Origin of the sequence: Kitasatospora sp. NPDC048365, from assembly GCF_043200835.1 — a bacterium.
In the GTDB taxonomy this organism is placed as follows: Bacteria; Actinomycetota; Actinomycetes; order Streptomycetales; family Streptomycetaceae; genus Kitasatospora; species Kitasatospora terrestris.
In genome coordinates this window covers 37,161-54,826 of the sequence record NZ_JBICYJ010000054.1, presented here as the reverse complement: position 1 = coordinate 54,826, position 17,666 = coordinate 37,161, and the positions used below count along the sequence as shown (strand labels likewise).

Annotated in this window: 16 protein-coding genes; 8 read left to right on the top strand and 8 right to left on the bottom strand. The window is 73.5% G+C overall.

The window, feature by feature from the left end:
* Positions 1 to 111: 111 nt before the first annotated feature.
* Together ACGFX4_RS35950 and ACGFX4_RS35945 are read right to left on the bottom strand one after the other, a co-directional pair.
* The gene (locus tag ACGFX4_RS35950; RefSeq protein ID WP_393083963.1) at positions 112 to 678 is read right to left on the bottom strand and encodes a Uma2 family endonuclease; all 567 of its coding nucleotides are present in this window, start codon (positions 676 to 678) and stop codon (positions 112 to 114) included.
* A 76-nt stretch (positions 679 to 754) separates the two neighbouring features.
* The gene (locus ACGFX4_RS35945) at positions 755 to 1,720 is read right to left on the bottom strand and encodes a beta-ketoacyl-ACP synthase 3 (protein WP_393083960.1); all 966 of its coding nucleotides are present in this window, start codon (positions 1,718 to 1,720) and stop codon (positions 755 to 757) included.
* 88 nt (positions 1,721 to 1,808) lie between these two features.
* Between ACGFX4_RS35945 and ACGFX4_RS35940 the strand changes: the two genes are divergently transcribed.
* Both ACGFX4_RS35940 and ACGFX4_RS35935 read left to right on the top strand, forming a co-directional pair.
* Positions 1,809 to 2,423: a TetR/AcrR family transcriptional regulator gene (locus ACGFX4_RS35940; protein WP_393083958.1), complete on the top strand. Its 615-nt coding sequence runs from the start codon at positions 1,809 to 1,811 to the stop codon at positions 2,421 to 2,423.
* A gap of 296 nt (positions 2,424 to 2,719) precedes the next feature.
* A complete protein-coding gene (locus ACGFX4_RS35935; RefSeq protein ID WP_393083968.1) occupies positions 2,720 to 3,172 on the top strand; it encodes an ATP-binding protein in 453 nt (150 codons plus the stop codon).
* A 227-nt stretch (positions 3,173 to 3,399) separates the two neighbouring features.
* Here the strand turns inward: ACGFX4_RS35935 and paaK are convergent, their stop codons facing one another.
* Together paaK and ACGFX4_RS35925 are read right to left on the bottom strand one after the other, a co-directional pair.
* Positions 3,400 to 4,671: a phenylacetate--CoA ligase PaaK gene (gene paaK / locus ACGFX4_RS35930; RefSeq protein WP_393083955.1), complete on the bottom strand. Its 1,272-nt coding sequence runs from the start codon at positions 4,669 to 4,671 to the stop codon at positions 3,400 to 3,402.
* Between the two features lie 276 nt (positions 4,672 to 4,947).
* A complete protein-coding gene (locus ACGFX4_RS35925; protein WP_393083952.1) occupies positions 4,948 to 6,282 on the bottom strand; it encodes an MFS transporter in 1,335 nt (444 codons plus the stop codon).
* 61 nt (positions 6,283 to 6,343) lie between these two features.
* Between ACGFX4_RS35925 and ACGFX4_RS35920 the strand changes: the two genes are divergently transcribed.
* Complete coding sequence (locus ACGFX4_RS35920) at positions 6,344 to 7,324, top strand: DUF5937 family protein (RefSeq protein ID WP_393083949.1); 981 nt, start codon at positions 6,344 to 6,346, stop codon at positions 7,322 to 7,324.
* A gap of 59 nt (positions 7,325 to 7,383) precedes the next feature.
* Here the strand turns inward: ACGFX4_RS35920 and ACGFX4_RS35915 are convergent, their stop codons facing one another.
* Complete coding sequence (locus tag ACGFX4_RS35915; RefSeq protein WP_393083946.1) at positions 7,384 to 8,745, bottom strand: chloride channel protein; 1,362 nt, start codon at positions 8,743 to 8,745, stop codon at positions 7,384 to 7,386.
* 74 nt (positions 8,746 to 8,819) lie between these two features.
* Here ACGFX4_RS35915 and ACGFX4_RS35910 point away from each other — a divergent pair, with 74 nt between their 5' ends.
* A complete protein-coding gene (locus ACGFX4_RS35910) occupies positions 8,820 to 9,245 on the top strand; it encodes a hypothetical protein (RefSeq protein ID WP_393083944.1) in 426 nt (141 codons plus the stop codon).
* 315 nt (positions 9,246 to 9,560) lie between these two features.
* On the opposite strand, the gene ACGFX4_RS35905 is transcribed toward ACGFX4_RS35910, so the two are convergent.
* Both ACGFX4_RS35905 and ACGFX4_RS35900 read right to left on the bottom strand, forming a co-directional pair.
* A complete protein-coding gene (locus ACGFX4_RS35905) occupies positions 9,561 to 9,854 on the bottom strand; it encodes a hypothetical protein (protein WP_393083941.1) in 294 nt (97 codons plus the stop codon).
* Positions 9,855 to 9,967: 113 nt separating this feature from the next.
* The gene (locus ACGFX4_RS35900) at positions 9,968 to 11,818 is read right to left on the bottom strand and encodes a cholesterol oxidase substrate-binding domain-containing protein (protein ID WP_393083938.1); all 1,851 of its coding nucleotides are present in this window, start codon (positions 11,816 to 11,818) and stop codon (positions 9,968 to 9,970) included.
* Between the two features lie 482 nt (positions 11,819 to 12,300).
* Here ACGFX4_RS35900 and ACGFX4_RS35895 point away from each other — a divergent pair, with 482 nt between their 5' ends.
* Entirely contained in the window at positions 12,301 to 14,040 is a 1,740-nt protein-coding gene (locus tag ACGFX4_RS35895; RefSeq protein ID WP_393083965.1) for a S8 family serine peptidase, read from the top strand.
* 836 nt (positions 14,041 to 14,876) lie between these two features.
* Entirely contained in the window at positions 14,877 to 15,440 is a 564-nt protein-coding gene (locus ACGFX4_RS35890) for a suppressor of fused domain protein (RefSeq protein ID WP_393083935.1), read from the top strand.
* 178 nt (positions 15,441 to 15,618) lie between these two features.
* On the opposite strand, the gene ACGFX4_RS35885 is transcribed toward ACGFX4_RS35890, so the two are convergent.
* Positions 15,619 to 15,972, bottom strand: a complete 354-nt coding sequence (locus tag ACGFX4_RS35885; RefSeq protein WP_393083932.1) for a hypothetical protein — start codon at positions 15,970 to 15,972, stop codon at positions 15,619 to 15,621.
* 38 nt (positions 15,973 to 16,010) lie between these two features.
* Here ACGFX4_RS35885 and ACGFX4_RS35880 point away from each other — a divergent pair, with 38 nt between their 5' ends.
* Together ACGFX4_RS35880 and ACGFX4_RS35875 are read left to right on the top strand one after the other, a co-directional pair.
* Complete coding sequence (locus ACGFX4_RS35880; RefSeq protein WP_393083930.1) at positions 16,011 to 17,000, top strand: hypothetical protein; 990 nt, start codon at positions 16,011 to 16,013, stop codon at positions 16,998 to 17,000.
* Complete coding sequence (locus ACGFX4_RS35875) at positions 16,987 to 17,124, top strand: hypothetical protein (RefSeq protein WP_393083927.1); 138 nt, start codon at positions 16,987 to 16,989, stop codon at positions 17,122 to 17,124. Before ACGFX4_RS35880 ends, ACGFX4_RS35875 begins: the two co-directional genes overlap by 14 nt.
* Positions 17,125 to 17,666 lie beyond the last annotated feature (542 nt).

The following is a 17,666-nucleotide window of genomic DNA, read 5'->3' as shown; positions in this document are numbered from 1 at the left end:
GCGCCCCACCCCCCCCCCCCCCCGCCGCCGGCGCCGCGGCGCCCCGCGGCCCCCCGGGGGGCCGCGGGCCGGGCCCCCCCCCCCCCGCGGGGGGGGGTCCCCCCCCGGACCCTAGCGGCGCAGCGCCGCCGGGTCGATGTCGAGCGTGATCGGGTCGTCGAGCGCGGTGGTCTCGCCGACCTGGACGACCCGGTTGACGTAGCCGCCGCGCTGGAGGCGGCCCAGGTGGAGGCGCGGGACGGGGTCGAGTTCGACGCGCCAGTAGTGCGGCACGCCGGCGGCCGCGTACAGGCTCGGCTTCAGCGCCTTGGCGACGGCCCGGGTCGAGGGCGAGGGGATCTCGATGGCGACCACCACGCCGCCGGCGTCGAGGGTGGCGGCGGATCCCGCCGCCGCGGCCGTGTCGGCCAGCACCAGGTCCGGGACGAGCAGGCCGTCCGGGACGGCGACCCTGGGCGATTCCAGCACCTCGAACAGCTGCGGTTCGCCGTCCGCGTCGATGGCGGCCCCCAGGAGCATGGCGAGGCGCAGGCCGGCCCACCGGTGCGGGACCTCGGGGGCAGGGCCGATCAGGAGGGATCCCCCGACGAGCTCGACCCGTCGGCCCGCGTCCTCGGGCAGGGCGAGGACGTCCTCGACGCTCCAGGGCCCGGTGTGATCCGCGCCGACAACTCCCACGACTGTCGTCCTCTCGTCCGGTGATGGTTCCCATCCTCCCCCGTGGACGGCCCCGGCGGGCACCGGCCCGCGACGGTCAGGGCGCGCCGACCACCTGGCCCGCCCAGGAGAGGCCTCCGCCGAAGCCGAGCAGGAGAACGGGGCCGCCGGTGGGGAGGGCGCCGCGTTCCACGAGCTTGGCGAGGGCGATCGGCACGGAGGCGGCCGAGGTGTTGCCGGAGTCGACGACGTCGCGGGCGACCACGGTGTGCTCGGGGAGGCCGAGGGGGCGCAGGGCCGCCTCGATGATGCGCAGGTTGGCCTGGTGGGTGACCACGCCGGCGAGGTCGGCCGGGGTGAGGCCGACGCGGGCGCAGGCTTCGCGGGCGAGGTCGGGCAGGGCGGTGGTGGCCCAGCGGAAGACGGTCTGGCCTTCCTGTTCGAAGGTGGGCTGCCACGCCCCCTGCAGGCGGACCGCGTCGCCGCGGGTCGGGTCGGAGCCCCACACCACCGGGCCGATCCCGAACCCTCCGGCGGCCGCTCCCCCGGCACTGAGCACGGCCGCCCCGGCCCCGTCGCCCAGCAGGACGCAGGTGCGCCGGTCGGTCCAGTCGGTGACGTCGGACATCTTCTCCGCGCCGATCACCAGGGCGTGCCGGGCCGCGCCGGCCCGCAGCGCGTGGTCGGCGACGGCGAGGGCCGTACAGAACCCGGCGCAGCCGTTGTTGAGGTCGAACGCCACGGCGGACGGGATCGCGAGCCGTCCGGCGACCTGGGCGGCGATCGACGGGCAGCGGTCGACCGCACTGCAGGTGGCGACGGTGACCAGGCCGATGTCGGCGGGGTCGAGTCCGGCGGCGGCGAGGGCCTTGGCGGCGGCGGCCGCGGCGAGGTCGGTGACCGATTCGTCGGGGGCGGCGATCCGGCGGGTGGTGATGCCGGTGCGCCGCCGGATCCACTCGTCGCTGGTGTCGACCATGGCCGCCAAGTCGTCATTGGTCAGGACGCGTTCGGGCTGGTGGTGGCCGAGGGCGCGGATTCGGGGTGCGGGCGTCGTGGTCACGGCGGGCTCCTTCTCGTCTGGTCCGCCGCGAATATAGCAACCGACCGGTCGGAAGCTAAAGAGCGGGCCGCGGACTAGGATGGTCCGCATGAGTCCCAGGAAGTCCGCCGCCGAAGCCCGCCGCACCCGCGAGCGGATCGTCGGCCGCTCGGTCGCGATCGCCTCCGTCGACGGCCTGGACGGACTCACCCTGGGCCGCCTCGCCGCCGACCTGGAGATGAGCAAGGCGGGCGTCCTCGGCCACTTCGGCACCAAGGAGGCCCTCCAGCTCGCAGCACTCACCGAGGCCTCGGCGATCTACACCCGCCTGGTCTGGGAGCCCGCCGCCGACCTGCCGCCCGGCCTCACCCGCCTGCGGGCGGTCTGCGAGCACTGGGTGGACTACCTGGAGACGGCGCGCGACGTCTTCCCCGGCGGCTGCCTCTTCACCACCGCCTCGGTCGAGTTCGACGCCAGGCCGGGCCCGCTGCACGACGCCGTCCGCCGCCTCCAACTCCGCTGGCGCCGCGTCCTGCTGACCGACCTGACCACCGCCGTCGTCAACGGCGAACTCCCCGCCGACACCGACCCCGAGCAGCTCTGCTTCGAACTCGTCGGCCTCTACCTCGGCCTCAACCAGTCCATCCAGCTCCTCGCCGACCCCCACGCCCCCACCCGCACCCGCCGCGCCCTCGACCGCCTCCTCACCCCACCGCCCCGCTGACCGCCGCTCACGGCGGGAGGTGGACGTGGACGGCCGGTCCGCCGTCCGGGTTCGAGTCGGCGGACGCGGTTGCGCCGGGGGCGCGGGCGATGGAGGCGACGATCGACAGCCCGAGGCCCACCGATCCCGCGTGGTGGCGGCTTCGAACACCGACTGGAGGACGTGCAGGAGCGAACCGCGCCCCGGCCGGTCATACTGACGGCGGCGCCCACTGCCGACCACCGAACGCACGGCCGAGGCCGCCGCTCCGCCGGGACGGACATCCCCCAGGGATCACGCGAAAGGCCGTGGGAGCCATGACCCATCTCGCAACCGAGTACCGACCGAAGCGCCAGGACCTCCGCAGCCCGGACGTGCTCGACGTCGTCGTCCCGCCGGACGGCCGGCAGATCACTCAACTACGAGCCATCACACGCGAGTTCGTGCGACGCAGCAGCACTGCGAGTGACACGCACGTCGAAGACGTCCTTCTCGTCGTCACCGAACTCGCGACCAACGTGCTGCGCCACACCGGCCGCCCCGGACGCCTGGTCGTCATCGATCGCACCGACGGGACGGAGATCCGCGTGAGCGACTCCAGCCGACACCTGCCGAGGCCTCAGCCTCGTTCCTTGCGGCTCACCTCGGGGCGGGGACTGGTCCTCGTCCAGAACGTCAGCACCCTCGTCGCGGTCACCCTGGACCCCGGCGGCGGGAAGACGATCAGCGTGCAGGTGGCCGACACCGGCCGCCGGGCTACCGCGGCCTGACGGCCGGGCCGGCCCCGCCCCACCCTGAAAGGCCCGCTCGACGTCACCGGCACGGCCACGATCCCCGACACGGGGTACTCCTCGCCGCGCATGGAGAACAGGGCGATGTCACCGCCGGTCGGAGCGGGTGAGCGCTCGCGCACCCCGTCGCCGGTGCCGCGCCGGAGCTGGGGGGTGCACGCCGTGGCTGTCGGTCGCGGTGTCCAGCGTCCGCCGGGACAGCCCGGTCAGCGGTGGTCGACGAGGCGCTTGAGCTTGCCGACCGAACGCTCCAGGGTCTCGGGGTCGACGATCTCGACGTCCGCGGTGACGCCGACGCCGTCCTTGATGCCCCGGGCGATCGCGGTCGCGGCGGCCTCGCGCTGGGGCGCGGAGGCGGCGTGGCGGGCTTCGACGCGGACGGTGAGGTGGTCCATCCGGCCGCGGCGGGTGAGCACGAGCTGGAAGTGGGGGGCGACGGCGGGCTCCCGCAGCACGATCTCTTCGATCTGGGTGGGGAAGAGGTTCACCCCGCGGAGGATGATCATGTCGTCGCTGCGGCCGGTGATCTTCTCCATCCGCCGGAAGGCGGGGCGGGCGGTGCCGGGGAGCAGGCGGGTGAGGTCGCGGGTCCGGTAGCGGACGACCGGCATGGCCTCCTTGGTGAGCGAGGTGAAGACGAGTTCGCCGGACTCGCCGTCGGGCAGCACCTCGCCGGTGATCGGGTCGACGACCTCCGGGTAGAAGTGGTCCTCCCAGATGTGCAGGCCGTCCTTGGTCTCCACGCACTCCTGGGCGACGCCGGGGCCGATCACCTCGGAGAGCCCGTAGATGTCGACCGCGTCGATGCCCATCCGCTCCTCGATCTCACGGCGCATCTCCTCGGTCCAGGGCTCGGCGCCGAAGATGCCGACGCGCAGCGAGGTGCTGCGCGGGTCGACGCCCTGCCGTTCGAACTCGTCGAGCAGGGTGAGCATGTAGGACGGGGTGACCATGATGATCTCCGGCTGGAAGTCCTGGATCAGCTGGACCTGGCGGGCGGTCATGCCGCCGGAGGCGGGGATGACGGTGCAGCCCGCCCGTTCGGCGCCGTAGTGGGCGCCGAGGCCGCCGGTGAACAGGCCGTAGCCGTACGAGATGTGGACCTTGTGGCCGGGGCGGCCGCCGGCCGCGCGGATGGAGCGGGCGACCACGTTGGCCCAGGTCTCCAGGTCGCCCTCGGTGTAGCCGACCACCGTGGGCTTGCCGGTGGTGCCGCTGGAGGCGTGCAGCCGGCGGACCTGGTCCATCGGCACGGCGAACATGCCGAAGGGGTAGTTGTCGCGCAGGTCGCGCTTGCCCGTGAACGGGAAGCGGGCGAGGTCGGCGAGGCTGCGGCAGTCGTCGGGGTGGACGCCGGCGGCGTCGAACGAGCGGCGGTAGAAGTCGACGTTGCGATAGGCGTGTTCGAGAGACCAGCGGAGTCGGGTGAGCTGGAGGTCGGCCAACTCGTCGCGGTTCATCTGCTCGCTGTCGTCCATGGTCACTCCCTGCAACCTGACCGAAAACCGACCGATCGTTCGGTAGCTGGCCACTCTAGGGTACGGCGCACCGGCATGCCAGGGTCGTGTGCGGAGTGCTGCCCCCGCGACCACCACCGGCCTGCCCCACCGCGGCCCGTCACGACGGGGACGGTGGGCCACCGAAGGGATGCGGCATACGGACGAGACCCCGTCGGCCGTCGGTCGATGCCGACGCCCACGGCGGTCCTGTCCTGCCACCCGCAGGGTCGGCCCCGGGATGGTGGCGTTGCGTGTTCAGGCGGCGGTGAGGGTGGTCAGCTTGCGCAGCGGGGAGAGGGCGGTGGGGATCCAGACGCAGGCCAGCACGGTGGCGGCGAGGGCGAGCGCACAGCGGGTGCCGGTGACGGCGGCAAGGACTCCTGCGGTGGCGGCGCCCAGGGCGACGGCGGCGGTGAACAGGACCCGCATGGTGCCGTTGACCCTGGCCATGAGGTGGGCGGGGGTGGCGTCCTGGCGGAACGTGGTCATCAGGACCGAGTCGAATCCCACCTTGAGGACGACCACGGCCCAGGCCGCGGCGGCGATCGGCGCCGGAACCGGGCGGCCGATCAGCGGCAGGACGAGGGCGAGGGGTGCCACGGCGAGGCCGACGAGCAGGGCGGCCCGGCCCGCTCCCAGCCTGGCGGCGAGCCGGACAGCGCCGAGCGCCCCGATCAGGCCGCCGACCCCGCCCGCCCCCAGGAACAGCCCCAACGTGCTTTCGCTCCAGTGGAGTTCGTTCAGGGCGAGGACCGGGAGCAGGGTGGTGGTCCCGGCGATGCCGATGTTGGCCAGGCACCCGGAGGCGAGGACGGCGCGCAGCACGGGCCGGCGGACGACGAAACGGACGCCGTCGGCGATCTCCCGGGCGAGTGACGCGCCCGGGGATGGTGCGGCGGGGCGCTCACGGACGCCGAGGGTGGCCAGCCACGCGGCGGACCACAGGTAGCCGGCCGTCATCGCCAGGAGCACGGTGGGCGGGGTCAGCAGGCCGGCGGCCCAGCCGGCCAGTGGCGGCCCGGCGATCAGCGCGGCCTGCGCGATGGTGGCCGATCGGGCGTTGGCCCCGGCGAGCAGCCGGCCAGGGGCGATGTCCTTGACGATGCTCTGGGCGGCCAGGTCGAAGAAGACGGTCGCGGTGCCCTGCAGGAGCACGACGGCCAGCAGGTGGGCCATGGTCAGGCGGTGCGCCCAGGCTGCCAGGGGAAGGGTGGCGAGTGCCACGGCGCGCACCAGGTCCGCACCGATCATGACGGGACGGCGCGGGACCCGGTCCAGCCAGGCCCCCACCGGGAGGCCCAGCAGGACGAACGGCAGCGTGAGCGCCGTCTTCAGGAGCGCGGTGCCCTGTGCGCCGGCGTGGAGCACCGTCACGGCGGTCAGCGGGACGGCGGCCTGTCCGATCTGCGAGCCCCACAGCGCGACGCCGGTGGCGGCGAGGTAGCGGGTGCGGTTCCGGTCCGGCGCGGCGGTGTCCGCGCAGCTCTCGGCAGCGGGGTGCGTGTCCGGGTCCGTAGTCGTGCCGCCGGCTGCGGCTGTGGTGCTGCGGCCGCGCGGTGCGCCGCGGCCGGTCTCGATCGTGTCCGTCATGGCGGGAAGCGTCGCGGACACCGTCCGGCCCCTCAACGGATTCGGCCTAGGATGAATCCTCGTGCCGACCGTCACCCTGTCCTTGGACGCCTCGGATCTGGCCCACCTGCGCTGGGCCGTCTCGCCGGCGTGGGAGCTGACGGCCTCGGTCCGGGCGCTCGCCAGGCCTGCGGACCGGGCCGTCCACATGCCCTGGCTGTCCGCTCACCGCGCCGACCCGCTGCTGACCGGGCGGTCCGCCGCGCGCGAGCTCACCGTGGCGTCCCCCGGCCACCTGCCGGGCTTCCTCGCCCCGACCCCGCACTCGCCGCTCACCGGGCTCGACGAGGAACTCGGCCAGGTCCGCGACACCCCCGCCGAAGTCGTCCGTCAGGACCTGACCGCCGTCTTCGGGGAGCTCCTCCCGGCGCGGCTGGTTCCGCTCGGACGCGCCCCACGACGCGAACTGGCTTCCGTGACGGACGAGTTGCGCCGCTACTGGGACCGTGCGCTGGCGCCGACCTGGCCGCGGATCCGCGCCCTCCTGGAATCCGACATCCACCACCGGGCCCGCGTCCTGACCGACCGCGGCCCCGCGGCCATGTTCGCCGACATCCACCCGGGCCTCGCGTTCGATCCGGCCGGCAGCACCCTGCGCATCGCCCTGCGCCGCTCCGTCCCGACGGACACCCACCACCGACTGAACGGGCGCGGCCTCGTCCTGGTGCCGTCCGCGTTCGCCTGGCCCGACCTGCACGTCAAGACCGCCCTGCCGTGGACGCCGGTGATCCGCTACCCCGTCCGCGGAGTCGGCACCCTGTGGGAGGCCGCGCCGGACGCCACCGACCTGGCGGCGGCCCTCGGCGCCACCCGCGCCAGGCTCCTCGACCTGCTGGACACCCCGGCCTCCACCCTCGAACTCGCCCACCGCACCGGCCTCGCAGCAGGCGGCGTGTCCGCCCACCTCCACCGCCTCGCCGCCGCCGGACTCGTCGCACCTCACCGCACCGGCCGCACCGTCCTTTACGCCCGGACCACGCGCGGCGAAGCCCTCTACCGCTGACCCGGCCGGTGCGTCCGGCCCGCACCGCCCCTGATGCGCGGGCCGCCGCACTCCCGCCGTCAGGAGGCGGACGCCCCACCGGAAGCGGCCGCCCCGTCGGGCCCCGCCCCGGCCGTGGCAGGGGTCTCCCCCCGTGCCAGGCGCAGCGTCCCCACGTACGAGACCACCACCGCGACGATCACGACCGGCATCACGGTCAGCCCCTCGACGCCGAGGAGCAGGGTGGCCAGCAGGACGCAGGTCATCGGGAGCCGGAGCATGGCCACGCCCATCGCTCCCACGCCGATGGCGAAACCGGTGGTGACGTCCAGGCCGGGCAGGTGGGACATGGCCAGTCCGCCCGCGCCGCCCACGAACAGGGACGGGAAGACCGGGCCCCCGCGGAAGGCGCTGAGCGATGCGCTGTAGGCGAGTGACTTGAGGACGACGAGGAGCAGCAGCGTGCCGACCGAGAACGTGGCCTGGTTGGCCAGGAGCGGACCGATCGTGGTCTCGCCCGAGAAGAGCACGCCGGAGATCGGCTTGCCGGAGATCGTGGTGTAGAGCAGGGCGATCGCCCCGATGAGGGCGCCCGTCAGCGCCGTGAGGGGCAGTCGGTGCCGCTGGATGTGCGGGCGCAGGCGCAGGGCCGTACGGCGGATCGCCGTGCCGAGGACCGGGGCGGCCAGGCCGACGAGGACCGCCCAGCAGAACGCGGCGACGGTGGGCCGGTCGGCGGCAGGCACGTGGGTCAGGGACAGGGAGTAGGTGCCGAGGCCGGTCCAGGAGTCGAGGCCGGTGAAGATCAGTGACCCGATGCCGGCCGCGAGCAGGCCGGGCACGAGGACGACGCCGAGCATCGGACCGGCCAGCCCGGAGGCCTCCATCAGCAGGAAGGCCCCGAGCACGGGGGATCCGAGGAGTTCGCTGATCGCGGCGAAGCTGCCGGCCGCGCCGATCACGGCGAGGGCGTTGGGCTGCGCGTCGCGTTTGATCAGCCGGACCGCGCCGACGGCCAGGCCGCCGCCGAGTGCGATCAGCGGGGCCTCCGGTCCGAGGACGACGCCGAGGCCGAGTGAGGCGATCGCGGCCAGGGCGACGGAGGGCACCGCGGCGATGGACGGCGTGCCGCCGGTCTTGAGCCCGTCGGCCGGCTCGTGTCCGCCTCGTCCGGGAAGGTACTGGATGGTGAGAGCGACCAGGACACCCGCGACGGCGAGCACGGGCACGGCCCACCAGTCGGGCGTGTCCTTGAAGCCCAGACCCTTGGGCAGGTCGTTGTAGACCAGGGACTGGAGTTCGGAGACGAGGGCGAGGAAGCCGTACGCGATGGCCGAGATCGGAACGCCCAGCACCCCGGCCATCACCAGCAGGCCGAGGTAGTTGCGGCTCCGGACGATCGCGAACGGATCCTGCGGGGCCACAGCGGGTTCGGCGGGCATGCGCATCGTCTCCTTGGCATCCGGCCCACCCGGGAACCGGTCGGCGGTCCTGGCCGCCGCGCGCCGCTGGCCAGGTGTCCCCCGATCATCGCCACGCCGCCGAGCCCCGGGGGAAGCGCCACGCCGGTGGGCCGCCTCCCGACCAGGTCGACCTCGCCTTCAGCATGCAGGTGTCGGCCGGCATCACCCGCAAGGTCCCTGCTGTCGCCTCCTGGGCACCGGAGCGGCTCGACGTGCTCGCCGTCGGCCTGGACGCCGCGATGTGGCACAAGGCCTGGGCCCAGCGGTGGCAGCCCGGCCAGAGCGAGGGAGAGCCGCTGGGCGGCGGCTTCAGCCAACCGCCCGCGGTGGCCTCCTGGGGACCCGACCGGGAGCTGGCGGGCGAGCCGGTCGCGCAGGTGCTGTCCGATTCGGGCACCGAGACGAGTACGCCGCTCGACGTCCGGGCTGAGCCGATCGGTCACGGCATGCCGGGCCAGGTCTGTACGGCGGCCTCCTGACCGGTCCGCGCGCCGGAGCCGAGGCCCGGCCCCGATCAGCCGGAGCGCAGTGGCCGGGGTCCCGTGAGGTGGGCTCACGGGACCCGACCGGTAGGAGGTCAGCAGCTCCGGGAAGTTGGTACGGCTGCTCTGCGCGGCTGCCCGGTGATTTCCGTGGGCCCACGGCGGCGGGGAGCCGGACCGCATGGGCGGTGCTGGGTAGACCTGCGGCTGCGGGACTTCGGCCGCCTGCAAGCCGTGTGCGGGAGGGTTGCGCTCGCCTGCGGCCACCTGCTGACGGGCTGTTCGGGCATCAGCGAAGCACCCGTTCCGGTACTACTGGCTCGTCAGACCGGCTCGCCATCGTCGCGCGGCTTCAGGCTGGTCTTCACGCGCGTGCGGAGCCGTCTCGATGGTGTGCAGAAGAGTCCAGGCCACACCGAAGCACAGGTCCTCGCCGAAGCACTCCGCCAGAGCGTGCGCCTCCTCATCGGTCACCGGGCGAGGGATGCGACCCAGCAGATCCGCGGCGTGGTCGATGGCAGCCTCGACAACCTCGTCCGGTCGGTCATCGTCCTCGGACGGGAGTTTCCCCAGCGCAATGAACTCGGCGACTTCCGGACGGATCACGGGACACCTTCCTGCCCTGGGGATGGAACCGGGGTGGCGGCCCCGCCGCACAGTGGTGGACGGGAGCTGTTCTCCTGCGTGATCACGATACGGCTGAAGTACCGAAGAGTCCCTCAGGGGCGGTCTGCCGTCCGGGCGCGGAGGAGGCCGTCGAGGAAGGGGCTGCCGAAGACGCGGTGGGGGTCGTGGCGGTCGAGGGCGGTGACGGCTTCGTCCCAGCCGGGGTGGCCGGGGGTGCGGAGGCTGTCGGGGATGGTGCGGGCAAGCATGTCGGGGTCGGACCAGGCGGCGGTGTCGGTGTAGGCCCAGCCCTTGGACCATTCGACGCGCAGGCCGGCCCGGGTGTCGTCGAAGGTGCGAAGGAGTGCCTGTTCGAGGTCGCGGCAGAAGCGGTGCAGGGCGGGCGTCCCGGGCAGGCTGAGGACGTCCAGCCAGAGGGCGGTGTCCCACTCGGGGTGGTCGGGGTGGGGGCGGAGCGCGGACAGGAGGGCAGGCTGCGCGCCGGGGATGCCGGTGGCGGCGGGGTCGTCCAGGCCGGTGGCCCGGATCTCGACGGCGCCGTTCACGGGGTACTCGCCGCGCTGCTGGTATTCGGTCAGCAGGCGTTCGTACTGGGCGGCGAACTCGCTGACCGCCCACTGGAGGTCGGCCCGCCGGAGGTGGATCGCGTAGCCGTTGGCAGTGACCCGCAGGGTGGTCGGGCGGACGTACTGGAGCAGCGCCCGGGAAGGGCCCCAGAGGTCGGAGCGCAGGCCGTCGGCGAGCAGGTGGGTGAGGACGTCACCGGTGAGCAGGCTGCGCAGCAGGCCGCTGGAGAGCAGGACGTCGGTGAGGTCGCCGGTGAGGCCGATCTTGGTGATCAGGAACTGGAGTTGGCCGAAGGTGGGAGCCAGCCCCCAGGCGCCGGAGACCAGTTGGCCGGCGAGGTCGGCCACGGGCTTGGGGATGTTGTCGGAGAACGGGTAGTTGTACGGCTCGGTGACGGTCCGGGCGGCGAACGGGCGGGTGGGGGTGACGCGCCAGGTCTTCAGCCAGGGGTGGGAGGTGAAGGCGTACCAGATCGCCTCGGCCCGGCCGTCCTGGTCGAGGAAGTCGGCGAAGGTGCGGTTGCCGGGCGCCCCGGGGGCGGCGAAGAGTTCGTCGGCGGGGATGTCGACGCGGCTGACGCAGCGCAGGTTGCGGTCGGCGCCGACCCGGAGCACCACGTCGGTGAGGAAGGCCCGGCCCAGTTGGACCAGGAGGGCGCCGCTGTCCGCCTCGGTGCGGTCGAACTCTCGCAGGACGTAGCGGCCCCGGGTCTCGTCCCAGACCGCGGCGGTGAGCGAGACGACCTGGTTGGAGAGCGAGCCGTAGCCGTGACCGGCGGGCGGGGTTTCGCCGGCGGCCGGGACGGCGGTGCCGTGGCCGCCGATGGCGAGGACGCCGCCGACGGTGAGGTCGCCGGGCGCGGGGCAGGCGGTGACGCCGAGGCCGTGGCCGGCCAGGTGGGCGAGCAGGTCCTCCATCGCCGCGCCGGTCTGCACCCGGACGGTCGGCGCCCCGGCCACCGAGCTTCCGGTCAAGGCGACGACGGTGAGGTGCTGGGTGGTGTCGACCAGCAGCACGTTGGCGGAGGCGGGGGTGCCCGGGGCGACGGTGAGCGGCGACCAACCGTGCCGGTGCCCCTGGGGGCGCAGCCGCCAGCCGGCGCGGCGGGCCCAGTCGGCCAGCGCCGGGACCTGCTCCGGGCCGGTCGGCGCGCAGACCCAGAGCGGGTCCGTCCGGATCTCGCCGGCCCAGTTCTCGTACACCCGCTGGTAGGGCGTCAGGCCGGCCGGGAGCCCTTCGGGCGCGGCGCCGATCGCCTGCGCGCTGTCCGGCCCCAGGGTGCCGCGCAGCACCCAGGCTGCGGCGCCCGCGCCGAGGGCGGCGAGGGTCTGGCGTCGGGTCGGTCGGTCGGTCACGCTGCGCTGTTGGTCCGTCACGCGACGACGCTACCAAGGGAGATCGAGTCCCGGCCCGGATTCCGCCGCGCCGAGGCCGGCCGTCCCGGTGCCCGGACGCTCGAGGGCGGGGAGGCAGGGTGGTCGCCGGGCGGGGTGTCAGCCGGACGCCGGTCGGCCGGTCGGCGGCGGTGTTCGAGGAACCGACTACGTGGACCTTGCCGGTCCGACCGCCCCTGGAACGTCCGAGCAGGGCAGCCTTCAAGCGGAGCTTTCGCCCGCGTCCAACACGCCGGCGCTCGTCCCGATCCGGAAGGAGGGCATGCGGGTCGGGTTGTGCGCAGGCCCGGTCAAGGTGGTGAAAAGAACTTGTAACGTTCGACCCCTTCCCCTCCTGAGTGAACATCTGACACATTGCGCCCACCCTTACTTGTCATGGGCGCGACCGAATGGTCTGCGCCATCTGGTCCTCGGAGGACGACGACTTGTTCTCGCTCATATCCAGCCGGCTGACCCGCTCGGCCGTGGCCGTCGCCGCGCTCGGCACGGCCGCGGCGCTGATCGCCCCCACGGCCGCGGCCGCACAGCCCGCCGCCGCCCCGGCGGCCCCCGCACCGGCCGCCGCCTGGGCGGCCGGCACCCGGGCCTACCTGGTCGTCACAGCGCCGGGTGACACCTCCGCCGTCCGCGCGGCCGTCGCCGGCAACGGCGGTTCGGTCTTCGCCTCCTACGACGCGATCGGCGTGATCGTCGCCCATTCGGCCTCCGCCACCTTCGCCGCGACCCTCCGTCAGGTCGCCGGCGTCCAGCAGGTGGGCGCGACCCGCACCTCCGACGTACCGGCCGACGCCTACAACCCGGCGCTGCCCGCCAACCCGGCCCAGACCTCCACCACCCTGACCGAGACCAACCGCTGGGACATGACCCGGATCAAGGCCGACCAGGCCTGGGCCGTCACCACGGGCTCGGCCGCCGTCAAGGTCGGCGTCCTGGACACCGGCGTCGACGACCAGCACCAGGACCTGGCGCCCAACTTCGACGCCGCCGACTCCGCCTCCTGCGCGTACGGCAAGGCCGACACCCGGACCGGCGCGTGGCGGGACGTGGACACCCACGGCACCCACGTCGCGGGCACCATCGCGGCGGCCAAGAACGGCAAGGGCGTCGTCGGCGTCGCACCGGGCGTGAAGATCGCCTCGGTCCGGATCGCCGAGCCGGGCACCACACTGTTCTTCGCGGAGAACACCGTGTGCGGGTTCATGTGGGCCGGCGACCACGGCTTCAAGGTGACCAACAACAGCTACTACACCGACCCGTGGCAGTTCAACTGCCCCGACAACGTCGACCAGGCCGCGATCATCGAGGGCGTCCGGCGGGCCGAGGCGTACGCCGAGAGCAAGGGCTCGCTCCAGGTCGCCGCCGCGGGCAACTCCAACTACGACCTGGCCAACAAGACCACCGACTCGGCGAGCCCCAACGACTCGACCCCCGGCACCCGCACCATCACCAACGCCTGCATCGACATCCCGACCGAGCTCCCCGGCGTGGTCACGGTCGCGGCGATGGGCAACGGCAACGTCAAGGCCTCCTACTCCAACTTCGGGCGCAACGTCATCGACGTCGCCGCGCCCGGCGGTGACGGCGCCGACGGCGTGTACTCCACCCTCCCGGGCGGCAAGTACGGCACCAAGAGCGGTACTTCGATGGCGTCCCCGCACGTCACCGGCGTCGCCGCGCTGATCGCCAGCACCAACCCCACACTCACCCCGGCCGACATCCGGTCCAGGCTCGCCGCCGACGCCACCGACACGCCCTGCCCGTCCGACAGCCGCTGCACCGGCACCACGGCCAACAACGCCTTCTTCGGCGACGGCCAGGTCGACGCGCTGAAGGCGGTCGGCGGCACCACCCCGCCCGCCGGCCCGTACTTCGAGAACCTCACCGACGTCGCCGTCACCGACAACGCCACCGTCGAGAGCCCGATCACCGTCACCGGCGTGACCGGCAACGCCCCCACCGCCCTCAAGGTCGGCGTGGACATCAAGCACACCTACCGCGGTGACCTGGTGGTCTCGCTGGTCGCCCCCGACGGCACCGTCTACCTGCTCGAGGACTTCCCCGACAGCGACAGCACCGACAACGTCCTCAAGACCTACACGGTCAACGCCTCCTCCGAAGCCGCCAACGGCACCTGGAAGCTGAGGGTCCGTGACATCGCGACCCAGGACACCGGCAAGATCGACGCCTGGAACCTCACCTTCTGAACCTGCCGAGCCTTCTGAACCGCCCCCTCCTGCCCGCCGGCACCGCCCGCCCGGCGCAGCACGAGGGGGCGGTGGGGTGCGGCGCGAGGGGGCGGGGGTGCTGAGGGCCGCAGCCGTGGGTCGCCCACCTCGCACAACACCCCGCAGGCCACCGACTGCCCGCCCCCGGCGTCGAGCGGCCCGTTCTTGCACTCCGTGACCACGCCCGCCTCGGAAAGTCGACCGGGACACGGGGCGTCATCAGCGGCATCCGCCTTGCGTCACCAGCCGTGACGACGCCGCGAAGCCACCGGCCGGTGCTGCTCCCCCGTGCGGTTGACGCCCCCAACGCTGTGGCTCAGATCGAGAGATGGGGCACGCCGCCTCTCCACCGTGCCCCTTGGTGCAGGTACCCACCGAGTGGCAGGAAGGGATGAGTTGGCCATGGAGGTCGTGCTCACCTGTCTCGGAAACGTCAAAGGGCCGCGTCTGCTGGACGGGCGGACCGGCGACGGGACGGTCGGCCTCGCCCCACCACCGACCCGCCGTTCACCAGCGCCCGGTGGCAGGTCGGCGTACCGTTCGGCGACGACAACGTCACCATCCCGGCCGACGGGTGACCGCACCACAGCCGTACGTCCCGTGAGGAGCCGGACGGTGGGTCCGTGATGAACGGTGGGTCCGGAACCGTTCCGGTGTTTGCGCCGGGCGGCCGACGGGACGAGCAGAACCTCGGCCTGGGACGCCCCTCGGTCCCACCAGGGGCGGCGGAGACCGTATCGTTCGACCAGCCGGACCAGGAGAGCCCGGAGACCGGTCAGCGTACTGGGCGGAGAACGCCCGAAGAGGAGACATCCATGTCCAGCGAGGCCGGGGACAAGTTCCTTGACCACGTCGAGGAGTACCTCGGCCCCCAGGCCGGCGAAATGCCCGCCGACGCCTTCGGCACCGACCGGGGCTTCGCCGTCAACCTGCACAACTCCGCCGACGGGGAGCTGGTGTCGGCCGTGACCAATGGGCTGCGCTTCCGGTCGGAGGTCGCCTCGCCGCTGCCGCAGGAGCTGGTGGTGACGCTCTACGCGGACCAGGAGGACGAGGCTCTGCACCTGGCCGGCAGCGCCGCCGAGCTGGCGATCTCGGTCGGCGAGGGCATGGAGTTCGACGAGGTGATCCCCTCCGAGGAGCCCCTCGTCCCGGACACCGAGATCTACGGCGTGATCGCGACCTCCCACCCGTACATCGAGGAGGACGACTTCGAGACGATGCCCGACGAGGACGGGAAGCCCACCCTGATGATCCTCACCCTCGTCCCGATCACCCGCGCGGAGATCGCTCTCATCGAAGCCGAGGGCACCGACGCCCTGTACGAGCGCTGGGAGTCGGAGGAGACCGACCTGCTCGACATCCACCGCGAGGACTGACGGCGGCGTGCTCGGCGGGTGGGCCACCACCCGGTCCCAGGTTGGATGCGCCGAGGCAGGGGCGGAGGCCGCGCAACGAGCCTCCGCCCACCTCCCCGCCCGCTGCCACCGACGGGTCGGCGACCGCATCCGCGCCGAGCAGTCCACCAGCGCTCTGCTGTCCGGCCCGGTGCCGGGCTCACCACGTGGTGAGGAGGAGTCCGGCCAGGACCGAGGCCGCGTTGGCGGTCACCGCGGTGGTGAGGGCCGGGGCCGGGGCCACCCGCGCGGGCCGAACGAGCTCCCGGACCAGGAGGGCCTCCACCACGCAGACCGCGGCCTCGGCAAGGGTGAAGGCCGTCCAGTAGGCTGCGGGCGCCCCGGCCGTGAAACGGCTGAGGAACCACCACAGCAGCGGGTGCGTCGCACAGTTGACCGCCGTCGCGGCCGCCACGGCGCGCCCGGCGGACACCCGCCCGAGGGCGGTGAGCGCGGCGGTGTACAGCGGCAGTTCGACGAGCAGGGTGAGGGCGAAGGCCAGCGGGTACGGCACGGTGGGAATCGTGCCACGGGGGACGGCGGAGGCGGCACGTGGCGACAGCTGCGGTGGGGGTGCGGCGGGCGGCGGACGGCACCGTGCCGCCGGCGGGGTTCGTCCTGGCGGCCGGACTGGCGCTGGTCGCAGCACTGCGGGCACCGGCGGGTCTGGCGGTGCTGGGCCTGGCGACGTTCGGCATCCTGCACAACGTGCTGGAACTGCGGTACGTCTCGGGCCGGTTCGAGCGGATCCTGACCGGCCGGTTCCTGGCCCTGCTGCTCGGGCTGATCAGTGGGATCGTCGTCTGCCGACTGCTTCCGCCCGGGCCGGGTCCGCGAGCCGCCGAGATCCTGCTCTGCTACGGGGTGCTGGCCGCGGCCTGCCTGCACGCGCTGCGCCGGCGTCCGGTGCTGCTCGGTGCCGCGCTGGTCGTCGTGCCGGCCGCCTCGGCGGCCTCACTGTCGTTTCCCGGGTACCACTTCGTGGTGCTGACCCATCTGCACAACCTGGTCCCGCTGCTCTTCCTCTGGGAGTGGTCACGCACGCTGCCGCGCGGCCGGGCTGTGTTCCTGGCGGTGCAGTGCGGCTGGGTGCTGGCGGTTCCGGCGCTGCTGCTCGGCGGCGTGCTGGACGGCTGGATGGCCCCCGGCACGGGGGCGACCGACCGGCTCGCCGGTGCCTACACGCCGCCCGCGTGGCTGCACACCTCGGCGGGGCTGCGCTTCGTCGCAGTGTTCGCCTTCCTGCAGACCATGCACTACGTGGTGTGGGTCTGGTTCCTGCCGCGCTACGCGCCGGAGGCGTCCGCCGCCTTCGAGCGGCGGGTGCCACTGCTGCGAGGCCCCCGGGCCTGGCTGCTCGGCGCGGCAGCCGGCGCCGCGCTCGCCGTGCTGTTCGCGAGCGACTACGCGCAGGGCAAGGCCCTGTACGCCGCCCTGGCGAGCTACCACGCCTACCTCGAATTCCCCGTCCTGCTGCTGCTCGTCCTGGGGATGGCCCCGGGCGGCGGACCTGCCGAAAGGAAATCCCGTGCTGCTCGCTGACATCGCTCCCGCGCCCGGTCCCGACTCCGTCGCCGGCATTGCCGTGGCCGCCGTGGTCGGCCTGCTGGTGCTGGCCGGCGTGGTGACGCTGATCCGGATGGCCCGGTCCCACCGGAAGGACTGAGCCCGCCTCGGAGCGCTCCTCCCGGCGGATCCCCCGGACCTCCTACGACCACACCTCCTGGGCCCAGGCCCGCGTCACGGTCGGCTGAAGGCTCCGTCCAGGGGCCAGGGGCAACACCGTCGGGAGTGCGTGCGACCGAAGGCCGCCGAGCGGTCGGATCACCGGGTGGTCGGACAGCGGCACCGAGCCAGGATGCGTCGTCCTCGTCGTCCTCGTTGTGCTCGTGCAGGCTCCGGAGGAGGCGCAGCAGTGCCTGTCGTACCCCGTCGGGCGCCAGGAACCGCAGCGGGGGTGGCGAGGCGGAGGGGTGCAGGGGGCCACGTCCTGTGGCAGCCGACCGACCGTCATCGCGCGCTTCACGCCCCCCCCCCGCAGGCAGGCTGGCAGAGTACGGCCATTGGCATGTTCTCGCCGAATCCGGCTGCTGTTGACGACCCGTCACCTCCGCTACCGTTCTGCCGCTGGGCGGCCACCGCCGCCCCGCACCCCCACGACTGTGGCAACCCCCGGCCACTGCGCCCGTTCACCTTGATCCGGTGGCA

Bases quoted from the DNA above. Each gene is read 5' to 3' on its own strand.
- ACGFX4_RS35935 (WP_393083968.1), top strand. From the start codon at position 2,720: ATGACCCATCTCGCAACCGAGTACCGACCGAAGCGCCAGGACCTCCGC.
- ACGFX4_RS35940 (WP_393083958.1), top strand. From the start codon at position 1,809: ATGAGTCCCAGGAAGTCCGCCGCCGAAGCCCGCCGCACCCGCGAGCGG.
- ACGFX4_RS35925 (WP_393083952.1), bottom strand. From the start codon at position 6,282: ATGACGGACACGATCGAGACCGGCCGCGGCGCACCGCGCGGCCGCAGC.
- paaK (WP_393083955.1), bottom strand. From the start codon at position 4,671: ATGGACGACAGCGAGCAGATGAACCGCGACGAGTTGGCCGACCTCCAG.
- ACGFX4_RS35890 (WP_393083935.1), top strand. From the start codon at position 14,877: ATGTCCAGCGAGGCCGGGGACAAGTTCCTTGACCACGTCGAGGAGTAC.
- ACGFX4_RS35915 (WP_393083946.1), bottom strand. From the start codon at position 8,745: ATGCCCGCCGAACCCGCTGTGGCCCCGCAGGATCCGTTCGCGATCGTC.